The 14,036-nt window shown below is 44.4% G+C and carries 6 protein-coding genes and 3 rRNA genes; 6 read left to right on the top strand and 3 right to left on the bottom strand.

The annotated features are described in order from the left end of the window. Window positions 1-355: 355 nt before the first annotated feature. The 3 genes from ACRWSG_RS07465 to rrf all read left to right on the top strand — a co-directional run bounded on the left by ACRWSG_RS07465 (window position 356) and on the right by rrf (window position 5,392). Window positions 356-1,896, top strand: a 16S ribosomal RNA gene (locus ACRWSG_RS07465). A gap of 278 nt (window positions 1,897-2,174) precedes the next feature. After that, a 23S ribosomal RNA gene (locus tag ACRWSG_RS07460) occupies window positions 2,175-5,153 on the top strand. Window positions 5,154-5,277: 124 nt separating this feature from the next. Beyond that, a 5S ribosomal RNA gene (gene rrf, locus ACRWSG_RS07455) occupies window positions 5,278-5,392 on the top strand. Together the 16S, 23S and 5S rRNA genes form the textbook arrangement of a ribosomal RNA operon. Window positions 5,393-6,146: 754 nt before the next feature. On the opposite strand, the gene ACRWSG_RS07450 is transcribed toward rrf, so the two are convergent. The 3 genes from ACRWSG_RS07450 to hslR all read right to left on the bottom strand — a co-directional run bounded on the left by ACRWSG_RS07450 (window position 6,147) and on the right by hslR (window position 9,243). After that, window positions 6,147-7,685, bottom strand: coding sequence for a phosphoenolpyruvate carboxykinase (locus ACRWSG_RS07450; protein WP_462165991.1), 1,539 nt, complete (start codon window positions 7,683-7,685; stop codon window positions 6,147-6,149). Between the two features lie 277 nt (window positions 7,686-7,962). Then, window positions 7,963-8,808 carry an Hsp33 family molecular chaperone HslO gene (gene hslO / locus ACRWSG_RS07445; RefSeq protein ID WP_462165990.1) on the bottom strand — a complete coding sequence of 282 codons (846 nt, stop codon included), beginning with the start codon at window positions 8,806-8,808 and terminating at the stop codon, window positions 7,963-7,965. 12 nt (window positions 8,809-8,820) lie between these two features. Then, the gene (hslR, locus tag ACRWSG_RS07440) at window positions 8,821-9,243 is read right to left on the bottom strand and encodes a ribosome-associated heat shock protein Hsp15 (RefSeq protein ID WP_462166910.1); all 423 of its coding nucleotides are present in this window, start codon (window positions 9,241-9,243) and stop codon (window positions 8,821-8,823) included. 206 nt (window positions 9,244-9,449) lie between these two features. Here hslR and gspC point away from each other — a divergent pair, with 206 nt between their 5' ends. Genes gspC through gspE form a run of 3 tightly spaced genes read left to right on the top strand, consistent with a single transcriptional unit; the run spans window position 9,450 to window position 14,035 of the window. Next, window positions 9,450-10,391, top strand: coding sequence for a type II secretion system protein GspC (gene gspC / locus ACRWSG_RS07435; RefSeq protein WP_138601248.1), 942 nt, complete (start codon window positions 9,450-9,452; stop codon window positions 10,389-10,391). Between the two features lie 22 nt (window positions 10,392-10,413). Continuing rightward, complete coding sequence (gene gspD / locus ACRWSG_RS07430; protein WP_054554840.1) at window positions 10,414-12,477, top strand: type II secretion system secretin GspD; 2,064 nt, start codon at window positions 10,414-10,416, stop codon at window positions 12,475-12,477. Then, window positions 12,470-14,035, top strand: a complete 1,566-nt coding sequence (gspE, locus tag ACRWSG_RS07425) for a type II secretion system ATPase GspE (RefSeq protein ID WP_054554841.1) — start codon at window positions 12,470-12,472, stop codon at window positions 14,033-14,035. Before gspD ends, gspE begins: the two co-directional genes overlap by 8 nt. Window position 14,036 lies beyond the last annotated feature (1 nt).

Below are 14,036 nucleotides of genomic sequence, written 5' to 3'. Positions count from 1 at the left end.
CCTATAATGCGCATCCACCGACACGGCGGACTGCTTACAAAAAAGCAAAACGACGAGTTGGTTGAGTCAAGTAAAACTGAGTTTTGAAAAAATAAACTTTTCTCAAAATTAAGTGTTGACAAAAATAACGGCTTGCGTAGAATGCACAGCCCTTGGGACGCAAAAGTGTCTCAAACGTTCTTTAACAATATAAAGCAATCATCTGTGTGGGCACTCGTACAGATTGAGTTCTAACAGCGAAGCTTAGTTTACTAAGTGGAGCAAACAAATTTAGAGTCTCAATTTCTTATGAGTGACTATATAGTCAATTTATACAGAATTCATTGAGCACGAAACTTCGGTTTCAAAAAACTTTTAATTGAAGAGTTTGATCATGGCTCAGATTGAACGCTGGCGGCAGGCCTAACACATGCAAGTCGAGCGGTAACAGAGAGTAGCTTGCTACTCTGCTGACGAGCGGCGGACGGGTGAGTAATGCTTGGGAATATGCCTTATGGTGGGGGACAACAGTTGGAAACGACTGCTAATACCGCATGATGTCTACGGACCAAAGTGGGGGACCTTCGGGCCTCACGCCATAAGATTAGCCCAAGTGGGATTAGCTAGTTGGTGAGGTAATGGCTCACCAAGGCGACGATCCCTAGCTGGTTTGAGAGGATGATCAGTCACACTGGGACTGAGACACGGCCCAGACTCCTACGGGAGGCAGCAGTGGGGAATATTGCACAATGGGCGCAAGCCTGATGCAGCCATGCCGCGTGTGTGAAGAAGGCCTTCGGGTTGTAAAGCACTTTCAGTAAGGAGGAAAGGTTAAGTGTTAATAGCACTTAGCTGTGACGTTACTTACAGAAGAAGCACCGGCTAACTCCGTGCCAGCAGCCGCGGTAATACGGAGGGTGCGAGCGTTAATCGGAATTACTGGGCGTAAAGCGTACGCAGGCGGTTTGTTAAGCGAGATGTGAAAGCCCCGGGCTCAACCTGGGAACTGCATTTCGAACTGGCAAACTAGAGTGTGATAGAGGGTGGTAGAATTTCAGGTGTAGCGGTGAAATGCGTAGAGATCTGAAGGAATACCGATGGCGAAGGCAGCCACCTGGGTCAACACTGACGCTCATGTACGAAAGCGTGGGGAGCAAACAGGATTAGATACCCTGGTAGTCCACGCCGTAAACGATGTCTACTAGAAGCTCGGGTCTTCGGACTTGTTTTTCAAAGCTAACGCATTAAGTAGACCGCCTGGGGAGTACGGCCGCAAGGTTAAAACTCAAATGAATTGACGGGGGCCCGCACAAGCGGTGGAGCATGTGGTTTAATTCGATGCAACGCGAAGAACCTTACCTACACTTGACATACAGAGAACTTACCAGAGATGGTTTGGTGCCTTCGGGAACTCTGATACAGGTGCTGCATGGCTGTCGTCAGCTCGTGTTGTGAGATGTTGGGTTAAGTCCCGCAACGAGCGCAACCCCTATCCTTAGTTGCCAGCGATTCGGTCGGGAACTCTAAGGAGACTGCCGGTGATAAACCGGAGGAAGGTGGGGACGACGTCAAGTCATCATGGCCCTTACGTGTAGGGCTACACACGTGCTACAATGGCGCATACAGAGTGCTGCGAACCTGCGAGGGTAAGCGAATCACTTAAAGTGCGTCGTAGTCCGGATTGGAGTCTGCAACTCGACTCCATGAAGTCGGAATCGCTAGTAATCGCATATCAGAATGATGCGGTGAATACGTTCCCGGGCCTTGTACACACCGCCCGTCACACCATGGGAGTGGGTTGCTCCAGAAGTGGATAGTCTAACCTTCGGGAGGACGTTCACCACGGAGTGATTCATGACTGGGGTGAAGTCGTAACAAGGTAGCCCTAGGGGAACCTGGGGCTGGATCACCTCCTTATACGATTTAGAACTTATTTGTTCGTAGTGTCCACACAGATGATTGTTAGTTAGCTAAACCACGTTGGTTTAACTAATTAATATGCTCTTTAAAAATTTGGAAAGCTGATATTAAAATTCTTATAGATATTCGTATCTATAAAGAGTTTTCAAAAGTAAAAATATGCCATTAATCGAAAGATTAATTGGTATCTACTTTAGTATTCTCATCATTATTTGATGAATTAACTTCTGGCGAAGTTAACAGCTGTCACTAACAAAGACCCGTTTGGGTTGTATGGTTAAGTGACTAAGCGTACACGGTGGATGCCTTGGCAGTTGGAGGCGATGAAGGACGTATTAACTTGCGATAAGCCTAGTCAAGCTAGTAAAAAGCGCTTGAGACTAGGATTTCCGAATGGGGAAACCCACCTGCTTGCAGGTATCTTACACTGAATACATAGGTGTAAGAGGCGAACGCGGAGAACTGAAACATCTAAGTACCCGCAGGAACAGAAATCAACCGAGATTCCGGAAGTAGCGGCGAGCGAAACCGGACCAGCCCTTAAGCTTATTATGTGTTAGTGGAACATTCTGGAAAGTTTGACGATACAGGGTGATAGTCCCGTACACGAAAATGCATCTTAAGTGAAATCGAGTAGGTCGGAGCACGTGAAACTTTGACTGAATATAGGTGGACCATCATCTAAGGCTAAATACTCCCAACTGACCGATAGTGAACCAGTACCGTGAGGGAAAGGCGAAAAGAACCCCTGTGAGGGGAGTGAAATAGAACCTGAAACCGTGTACGTACAAGCAGTAGGAGCCCTTCGAGGGTGACTGCGTACCTTTTGTATAATGGGTCAGCGACTTATATTTTGTAGCGAGGTTAACCGATTAGGGTAGCCGTAGGGAAACCGAGTCTTAACTGGGCGTATAGTTGCAAGGTATAGACCCGAAACCCGGTGATCTAGCCATGGGCAGGTTGAAGGTTGAGTAACATCAACTGGAGGACCGAACCCACTAACGTTGAAAAGTTAGGGGATGACCTGTGGCTAGGAGTGAAAGGCTAATCAAACCGGGAGATAGCTGGTTCTCCCCGAAATCTATTTAGGTAGAGCCTCGGACGAATACTTACGGGGGTAGAGCACTGTTAAGGCTAGGGGGTCATCCCGACTTACCAACCCTTTGCAAACTCCGAATACCGTAAAGTACTATCCGGGAGACACACGGCGGGTGCTAACGTCCGTCGTGAAGAGGGAAACAACCCAGACCGCCAGCTAAGGTCCCAAAGTCATAGTTAAGTGGGAAACGATGTGGAAAGGCCCAGACAGCCAGGAGGTTGGCTTAGAAGCAGCCATCCTTTAAAGAAAGCGTAATAGCTCACTGGTCGAGTCGGTCTGCGCGGAAGATGTAACGGGGCTAAACTATGCACCGAAGCTGCGGATTTGAGCATACCACCCAAGCTATTTTGATTAACGTTGACAGCGCGAAGCGCCCAACGTTCAAGCGCCCCCGAACGTGAGTCGGTGGTAGAGATAGTTTCGGGGTATGCTCAAGTGGTAGGGGAGCGTTCTGTAAGCCGTTGAAGGTGAACCGGGAGGTTTGCTGGAGGTATCAGAAGTGCGAATGCTGACATGAGTAACGATAATGCGGGTGAAAAACCCGCACGCCGGAAGACCAAGGGTTCCTATCCCATGTTAATCAGGGTAGGGTAAGTCGACCCCTAAGGCGAGGCCGAAAGGCGTAGTCGATGGGAAACGGGTTAATATTCCCGTACTTGGTATAATTGCGATGGGGGGACGGAGCAGGCTAAACAAGCATGGCGTTGGTTGTCCATGTGAAAGTGAGTAGGTTGGTGACTTAGGAAAATCCGGGTTGCTAAGACTGAGACACGAGACGAGCACCCAAGGGTGTGAAGTTGTTGATGCCATACTTCCAGGAAAAGCCTCTAAGCTTCAGATTATACCGAATCGTACCCCAAACCGACACAGGTGGTCAGGTAGAGAATACTAAGGCGCTTGAGAGAACTCGGGTGAAGGAACTAGGCAAAATTGTACCGTAACTTCGGGAGAAGGTACGCTCCTATCTGTGATGAGACTTGCTCTCTAAGCGGACGGGAGCCGCAGTGACCAGGTGGCTGGGACTGTTTATTAAAAACACAGCACTGTGCAAAATCGCAAGATGACGTATACGGTGTGACACCTGCCCGGTGCCGGAAGGTTAATTGATGGGGTTAGTTTTCGGACGAAGCTCTTGATCGAAGCCCCGGTAAACGGCGGCCGTAACTATAACGGTCCTAAGGTAGCGAAATTCCTTGTCGGGTAAGTTCCGACCTGCACGAATGGTGTAACCATGGCCACGCTGTCTCCACCCGAGACTCAGTGAAATTGAAATCGCAGTGAAGATGCTGTGTACCCGCGGCTAGACGGAAAGACCCCGTGAACCTTTACTACAGCTTGGCACTGAACATTGACCCTACATGTGTAGGATAGGTGGGAGGCTTTGAAGCAGAAACGCTAGTTTTTGTGGAGCCGTCCTTGAAATACCACCCTTGTAGTGTTGATGTTCTAACGTTGGTCCCTTATCGGGATTACGGACAGTGCCTGGTGGGTAGTTTGACTGGGGCGGTCTCCTCCCAAAGAGTAACGGAGGAGCACGAAGGTTGGCTAAGTACGGTCGGACATCGTACGGTTAGTGTAATGGTAGAAGCCAGCTTAACTGCGAGACAGACACGTCGAGCAGGTACGAAAGTAGGTCATAGTGATCCGGTGGTTCTGAATGGAAGGGCCATCGCTCAACGGATAAAAGGTACTCCGGGGATAACAGGCTGATACCGCCCAAGAGTTCATATCGACGGCGGTGTTTGGCACCTCGATGTCGGCTCATCACATCCTGGGGCTGAAGTCGGTCCCAAGGGTATGGCTGTTCGCCATTTAAAGTGGTACGCGAGCTGGGTTTAGAACGTCGTGAGACAGTTCGGTCCCTATCTGCCGTGGGCGTTTGAGAATTGAGAGGGGTTGCTCCTAGTACGAGAGGACCGGAGTGAACGAACCGCTGGTGTTCGGGTTGTCATGCCAATGGCACTGCCCGGTAGCTACGTTCGGAACTGATAAGCGCTGAAAGCATCTAAGCGCGAAGCAGGCCTCGAGATGAGTTCTCACTAGACTTTTAAAGTCTCTGAAGGGCCGTTGAAGACTACAACGTTGATAGGCAGGATGTGGAAGTGGTGTGAGCCATTAAGCTAACCTGTACTAATTACCCGTGAGGCTTAACCATACAACGCCAAACGCGTTTTATGACAGCGTAACGAACAGAAGTTAAGTTACTAAAGTAGACATTTACTTGATATCAGAATTCCAGATTTTAGTTAATTGCCAAGGCGATTAACAAACCAAATTTGCTTGGTGACAATAGCGTTTTGGACCCACCTGACCCCATGCCGAACTCAGTAGTGAAACGAAACAGCGCCGATGATAGTGTAGCAGCTGCTATGTGAAAGTAGGTCATCGCCAGGCTCCAAATAAGAGAAAGCCCGATTCGAAAGAGTCGGGCTTTTTTGCGTTTGTAGCTGTCAGCCAGGTAGGTTGGGTAGAGCGGAGCGAAACCCAACACAATCCATGTGAACCTCTTCATACCAACCCGCAATAATACTTAATCATTTTGAGGGATAAAACCTGTCGCTAACTGCGTTAAAAATTTCTCATTTAGAACAACTAAATAACGAAATTTTTGCCTTGTTATCAACGAGGTTTTATTGCCTCAAAATAGACTACTTAATTAAGCGGATTGGTATCATAACCCATGGTTAAAAATTCTTAAAATCTCTACTGGTCTAACAGGTTAGCGATCTCTAAAATGGCTTACTTCACCTTGCGCTAATTCGTCTGTTATTAATGAGCTTTACCTCTTCATTGTGCATGACGAATTACCACGCTGTTGGGTTTCGCTGCGCTCTACCCAACCTACGCCAGACCTTCAAGCTTTATCTTGCTAATAGACAACTCTGAAGTGCCTTGGCAGGGCTTTATTGCTTAGGGAGACTCTTACCCAAAAAACCACACCGCGCGGCTGTTCGCTGACATCTGAAAGCTGATAGCTCTTTTTATGTTGGGTTTCGCTTCGCTCTACCCAACCTACGCCAGTATTAAAACTTTCCCCTTGCTAACTCGCTAACTTTACTCTAGCAACTCGCAACTCATCAGCTTATGAACCAAAAACAAAAACGCCAGCATATAGCTGGCGTTTTTTAATCTGAGGGTAAGCTTGGTATTAAGCTTTTGGACCTGCTGATTTGATTGCTTCTGAAACATCGTATTTAGCGAAGTTTTCAGTGAAGTCAGAAGCTAGTTTGTTTGCATATTCTGCGTACTTCTCTTTATCTTCCCATGTATTGATTGGGTTAAGAAGTTGGCTGTCTACACCAGGAACAGCCACTGGTACATCTAGGTTTAGAACGTCGATGTGTTGAGTTTCAACATCTGCCAGTTTACCTGATACGATTGCATCAACTACAGCACGTGTAGTCGGGATATCGAAGCGTTGACCAGTACCGTAAGGGCCACCTGTCCAACCTGTGTTAACTAGGTATACTTTAGCGCCGAATTCACGTACACGCTTCATTAGAAGCTCTGCATAAACGCCAGCAGGACGTGGGAAGAAAGGAGCACCGAAACATGTTGAGAATGTAGACTCGATGTCGCTTGTAGAACCGATTTCAGTTGAACCGACTTTCGCTGTGTAACCGCTTAGGAAGTGGTATGCAGCAGCTTCTTCAGTTAGTACTGAAACTGGTGGTAATACACCGCTTACGTCGCATGTTAAGAATACAACGGCTTTTGGCTCACCAGCACGGTTTTCTACTTTACGTTTTTCAACGTGCTCTAGTGGGTAAGCAGCTCGGCTATTTTGTGTAAGGCTTGTATCATGGAAATCTGGTACACGGTTTTCGTCAAGTACCACGTTTTCTAAGATTGTACCGAAACGAATTGCATTCCAAATTACTGGTTCGTTCTTTTGTGAAAGATCGATACATTTAGCATAACAACCACCTTCGATGTTAAATACGCTACCAGGTGCCCAACCGTGCTCGTCATCTCCAATAAGGAAGCGAGTAGGGTCTGCAGATAATGTTGTTTTACCTGTACCAGATAGACCGAAGAATAACGCAGTGTCGCCTGCTTCACCTACGTTTGCAGAGCAGTGCATTGGTAATACACCTTTTGCAGGAAGTAGGAAGTTTTGTACAGAGAACATTGATTTCTTCATTTCGCCAGCGTAGCGCATACCAGCTAGTAGAACTTTACGTTGTGCGAAGTTAATGATTACAGTGCCGTCACTGTTAGTGCCATCACGCTCTGGGTCACATACAAATGAAGGTACATTCATTACCTGCCACTCAGGGAAGTCTGCAGTATTGTATGTTTGAGGTTCGATAAACATGTTTTTGGCAAAAATATGATGCCATGCAGTTTCTGTTGTAACTACAACTGGTAAATAGTGCTCAGGATCAGCGCCAACTTCTAGGTGAGAGATGAAGTGGTCGTTGCTTTTCACGTGTTCTTCTACACGTGCCCATAACGCGTCAAACTTGTCTGCATCGAATGGGCGGTTAACGTTGCCCCATTGGATTTCGTTTTCAGTGCTTGGCTCTTGAACAATAAAACGATCTTTTGGAGAGCGGCCAGTGCGAGCACCGGTTTTAGCAACAAAAGCACCATTAGCGGCTAGAGTCCCTTCGCCACGACGAATAGCGTGTTCGACAAGTTCAGCTGCTGTAGAATCAACAAAACTAGTAGCGTTTGCAGTCATGTTTATACCTAAATTGTGAGAGATTGAACGGGATAGCTCTGGGGTTCTTAGTTTTCCCTTTTGCTAAAATAATAGTAACAGAAGGATTAGGGATATTCGAGTGTCTGAAGGGCCTAAAAAGGCATATATTTGGCAAAAAACATGAATAATTTCAATGATACCGGTGTCATAAAATGACGCATTTTCATGACACCGGTATCATTAGTTTTGATATTATTTTTAATAAAAAAGCCGCACTGATGGCGGCTTTGAATATAATAATATTTATTATGATGTATTAATTAAAAATGGCTTTAATATCTTGCTCGTTGAATATGTAATCTTTTAAGCAATAATGACAGCTAATTTTTACTTCACCATTTGCTTGCACGTCGGCAAGTAATTCGTTTTGACCTACATTAACTAGTGCAGCAATTGTTTTGTCTCTGCTACAACCACAACGGAAACTAATAGACTGTGGTTCGAATAACTGAGGATTATCTTCATGGTAAAGTCGAGTCAGCACAGTGTTAGCATCTAAACCTAGTAACTCTTCATCTTTGATTGTGTTGCTAATCGCTTCTAGATGAGTAAAGTCTTCTACCGACTTTTCTTTATTAACGGGTAATACTTGTAAGAATAAGCCTGCTGCTTTTGCTGTGTCTGCTGTTACTTCAGTTGCAAACCAAAGACGTGTTTTTAATTGTTCCGATTGCTCAAAATAGTTTTCAAGGCATTTATCTAAGCTATCGTGTTCTAACGGTACAATACCTTGGTATCGCTCACCTTTAGTTGGCGTAATTGTAATAACCATATAGCCATTACCAATTAAGTCTTTTATTGAGCTACCGGTTACTTCACCTTGAAGGCGTGCGATGCCTCGCATGTTTTGTTTATCGTCACCATTAATTACGGCATATTTTACTGGGTCATCGCCTTGTAGTTGAACGGCAATTTCGCCTTCAAACTTTAAAGTAGCCGTCAATAAGCAGGTAGCAACAAGTAGTTCACCTAATAAGGTTTGCACAGGTGCTGGGTAATTATGGTTTGCGATCATCTCTTGAAAAGTGTTTTCAATTTGTACGAGTTCACCACGTACATCGAGCTGATCAAATATATAACGATGAAGTAAATCTTGTTGCATGAGTTGCATTACCTAACTTGATTTCATTTTTAACAGTTCACGTCTTTGCTTCTTATCTGGTTTACGATCAGGATGTGGAGCAAAGAAGCTGTTGTTCTTACGGGCGATAGCATTTGCTTCGCGTTTCTCAATGCTTGCTTGAGTTTCTTGGTATAAGGTTTGTGCAACGGGGGCGCCTTGACGTTTTTCAAGGATCTTTTCAATTGTCACTACCTTTTCATCGACCCCTTGTAGTAGTTTAACTACTGCACCTACCTCGACAATTTTACTGGGCTTGGTACGTTGTCCATTATAATGCACTTTGCCACCTTGCACCATGTCTCTTGCTATTGAACGGGTTTTGTAGAAGCGGGCAGCCCATAACCATTTATCAAGGCGCACGCTTAATTCGTCTTGTTTGTCTTGTGACTTATGAGTGTTACCTTTTGACACAATTGTGCTCTTTTATAGCTGCTGATATATAGGCAAAATTTACCATGAAACTTAATCACAAAGAAACAGTCATAGTTATTCCTTGCAGCCCCTGTTCGTTGAATTTACCTTGTTTACAAAGTTTAATATACGTGTGCTTGTTGAATGAAAAATGAAAAGGTACTATAGGCCAGCTATCAAGCAGTAAATTAAAATAAGAAATAGAGTTTATGGATCAACACTTACAACAAGTTAAACAGTTTTTGAACGGCTTACCTCATGCCAAGCTAAGTGCATTTGTAGTGCTGTTAGTTGTTGTTTACATTGCTTTTTTGTCATCCAAGCTGTTTTGGCTTGTATGGCCAGAACCCGATACAAGCGCATTGCCAGTAACAGGTGTTAATACCATGGCAAAGCGAGTTGAGACTGTCAGTTCTCGACAAATAATTGAGCAAAATTTATTCGGCAAAGTTGTTGTCGAAACTAAAAAGTCTGCCGCTAAACAAAATCAAGTCATTAACAACGCCCCTGAAACACGTCTAAGTATTAACCTAACCGGCATTGTTGCTGTAAGCCAAAATGACCAAGCAGGTCTTGCTATTATCGAATCTCAAGGAAAACAAGAAACCTATGTTGTCGATGATGCAATTAAAGGCACTCGCGCCAAGCTTGCTCAAGTATTACCTGACCGAGTAATTTTAGATGTTAGCGGTCGTTTTGAAACGTTAATGCTTGATGGTCTAGATTTTACGAAAACGGTGTCTATGCCAGTGTTAGCAGAGCGTGATGAATCAGAATTAACTGCAGGCCCTCAACTTGTCGAAAATAATGAAATAAATGCGACTGAAGATGAAGAGGTAAAAGAAGCGCTCATCGAAACGCGTGAAGAAGTATTAGACGATCCCGGTAAACTATTTGACTACATTCGCGTCTCTCAAGCGATGGTTGATGGCGAGTTAGTGGGGTACCGCTTAAGCCCAGGTAAAGATCCTGCTTTATTTAAGCAAATGGGACTAATGAATAATGATTTAGCTATTGCGATTAATGGCTATCAATTAAATGATTTGAAACAGGCAATGTCAGCAATAAACGAATTACGAAATAGTACTGACGCAAGTATCACTATCGAACGCGATGGTGAGCAAATTGATGTGCAATTTAGCCTGCAATAACTAGCTTTGGAGTTTTTATAGAATGGTTCACGCGCTACACCTCACAAAAATCAAAAAAGGGTTAGCTAAATATGCAGCGCTTTTTTTATTAACAGGATTATCGCTTTCAGTTTCAGCTGTTGAGTATGCGGCTAATTTTAAAGGCACTGATATTAATGAGTTTATTAATATCGTTGGTAAAAATTTAAATAAAACCGTCATTATTGACCCAAATGTGCGTGGCAAAGTAAATGTGCGCAGTTATGAGTTAATGGATGAAAAGCTTTATTATCAGTTCTTTTTAAATGTACTTGAGGTTTATGGTTATTCAGCTGTAGAGATGGATAACGGTATTATCAAAATTGAAAAAAGCTCTGACGCTAAAAAGTCAAATGTACCGCTTATCACTGAGGATAACCAAGCCAGTGGCGATATGATGGTAACGCGAGTTGTACGTGTTAAAAATGTAAGCGTACAAGAGCTTGGCCCGCTAGTTCGTCAATTTAGCGATCAAAAAGATGGCGGCCACGTTGCTAACTTTAATGCTGCGAACGTGATGATGTTGACCGGCCATGCAGCGTCAGTTAACCGCTTAGTAGAAATTATCCGCTCTGTTGACCAAGCTGGTGACAAGCGTGTTGATATTGTAAAGCTTAAGTTTGCTACCGCAGATGATGTTGTGTCTGTTGTTGAGAATATTTATAAAGATGGCGGTAAAGGAAGCGTTCCAGAATTTCTAATTCCTAAAGTAGTTGCTGATGGTCGAACTAACAGTGTGATTGTCAGTGGTGAAGCGCAAGCGCGTACTCGTGCTGTTGAATTAATTAGCCGTTTAGATGGTGAATTAGAAAACCAAGGTAACACTAAAGTTATCTACCTTAATTACGCCAAAGCAGAAGACCTTGTAAAAGTATTGCAGGGCGTAAGCAAAACACTAGCAGAAGATGCGCAAGGCGGTGCAACTAAAACGCGCTCTCGTAATCAAAACGAAACAAGTATTGAAGCACACCCTGATTCAAATTCACTTGTTATTACTGCACAGCCTGACACCATGCGCTCGCTTGAGCAAGTAATTGAGCGTCTTGATGTGCGTCGTGCGCAAGTTTTAGTTGAAGCTATCATTGTTGAAGTTTTAGAAGCTGATGGTATCAACTTAGGCTTACAGTGGATTTCAGAGCAAGGCGGAATGATGCAGTTTAACAACGGCACAACAGTACCAGTTGGTTCGTTAGCCGTTGCAGCTGAGCAAGCACGCGATAAAACGATTGAAGGTACGGTTGTAGGTACCGAAACTGGTACAGTCACCAAGACTTCTGAAACACAAGAAGGTGACTTAACGGCACTTGCCTCATTACTAGGTGGTATCAATGGTTTAGCCATGGGGATTGTTAAAAACGATTGGGGTGCAATTATCCAAGCTGTTTCAACCGATACAAACTCTAATATTCTTGCTACGCCGTCTGTGACAACTATGGATAATGAAGAAGCATCGATGATTGTAGGTCAAGAGGTACCTATTATCACAGGTTCGCAAACAGGCTCAAATAATGCGAATCCATTCCAAACAGTTGAACGTCAAGAAGTAGGTGTAAAACTTAAAGTGACACCACAAATCAATGACGGTTCAGCAGTTCAGTTAACGATTGAGCAAGAAGTGTCAAGTGTGAGTGGTGCTACTGCGGTTGATATCTCAGTAAACAAACGTGCCATTAAAACCACGGTTATGGCTGATGATGGTGGTATGGTTGTACTGGGCGGCTTGATTGATGAAGATGTGCAAGAAAGTGTCTCTAAGGTGCCATTATTAGGTGATATCCCAGTACTTGGCCATTTATTCCGCTCAACCAGCACCAGTAAGCGTAAACGTAACCTGATTGTATTTATTCGCCCGACCATTGTACGTGATGGCATCAGCATGAATAAATTAAGCCACTCAAAATATAACTTTATCCGTGGCGAACAACACAAACAAAAAGAAGATGGTATTGATTTAATGCCATTAGAAGATGCGCCAATTCTTCCAGAGTGGGATGATGCCTTAGTATTACCACCAACTTACGAAGAATATCTAAAACAACAAAACGCGAATGAGCGCAACGATGACTAATGCAATTTCTGAAATCAATGACGAGCTAGCATCAGACGTATCAGCTAATCATGATGAGCTGCTAACAAGTGATGATCTTGTTAGCTTGCCAACTAAGCGGTTGCCATTTTCGTATGCGCGTCGCACAGGTGTGCTGTTGGGTAAAGATCAAGACAACTGGACAGTTTATTACCGCGGTGAGTTGGATGTTAACGCTTTACTTGAGGTGCGTCGTATTGCGGGTCATGGTTTTTCGCTAGAACAATTACCTGATGATAAATTTGAGCTGTTGCTTGAGGCTTCTTATCAGCGTGATAGTTCTGAAACACAGCAAATGATGGAAGATATCGGCAACGAGGTTGATTTATTCTCGCTTGCAGATGAGTTACCGCAAACTGAAGATCTCCTTGCTGGTGATGATGATGCGCCAATCATCAAGCTGATAAACGCGATGCTCAGCGAAGCAATTAAAGAAGGTGCTTCAGATATTCATATCGAAACCTTTGAGCAAGAGCTGGTAATCCGCTTCAGGGTTGATGGCGTATTAAAAGAAGTTTTAAAGCCGAACCGTAAACTCGCTTCACTGTTGGTGTCGCGTATTAAGGTTATGGCAAAGCTAGATATTGCTGAAAAGCGTATTCCGCAAGATGGTCGTATTAGTTTGCGTATTGCAGGTCGTGCCGTAGATGTGCGTGTATCGACTATGCCATCAAGCTTTGGTGAGCGTGTCGTGCTACGTCTACTTGATAAAAACAACGCACGCCTGAACCTAGAAGATTTAGGTATGACTGAGCGTAACCGTGAATTGTTTGCTGATTTAATCAGTAAGCCGCACGGTATTATCTTAGTAACCGGTCCCACGGGTTCTGGTAAAAGTACCACCTTGTATGCGGGTATGAGCCAAATTAATTCACGGGACCGTAATATTCTTACCGTTGAAGATCCAATTGAGTACGAGATCCCAGGCATTGGTCAAACTCAGGTTAATACCAAAGTTGATATGACCTTTGCACGTGGCTTACGTGCTATTCTTCGTCAAGACCCTGACGTAGTGATGGTGGGTGAGATCCGTGACCTTGAAACAGCACAAATTGGTGTGCAAGCGTCATTAACCGGTCACTTGGTGATGTCAACACTGCATACTAACACGGCTGCTGGTGCTATCACGCGTATGGAAGACATGGGCGTAGAGCCTTTCTTACTGTCATCATCGTTACTCGGTGTATTGTCACAACGCTTAGTGCGTACTTTGTGTAATAGCTGTAAAGAAGGTCACATTGCTGATGAGCGCGAGTGTCAGTTACTAGGTGTTAATCCTGCTGAGCCGCCAACAATTTATCGTGCAGTTGGTTGTGAAGAGTGTAACTTTAATGGTTATCGCGGTCGTACGGGTATTCATGAATTGCTGGTTGTTGATGAAACAATTCGTGAAATGATCCACAGCGGTAAAGGCGAACAAAGTGTTGAAAAGTATATTCGTAAACATAGCCCAAGTATTCGCCAAGATGGTTGTAATCGCGTGCTTGCAGGTCGCACTACCTTAGAAGAAGTCTTGCGTGTAACACGTGAGGAAGGTTAAT

This window comes from Pseudoalteromonas sp. GB43 (assembly GCF_054923805.1).
This window is presented reverse-complemented; position numbering and strand designations above follow the sequence as displayed.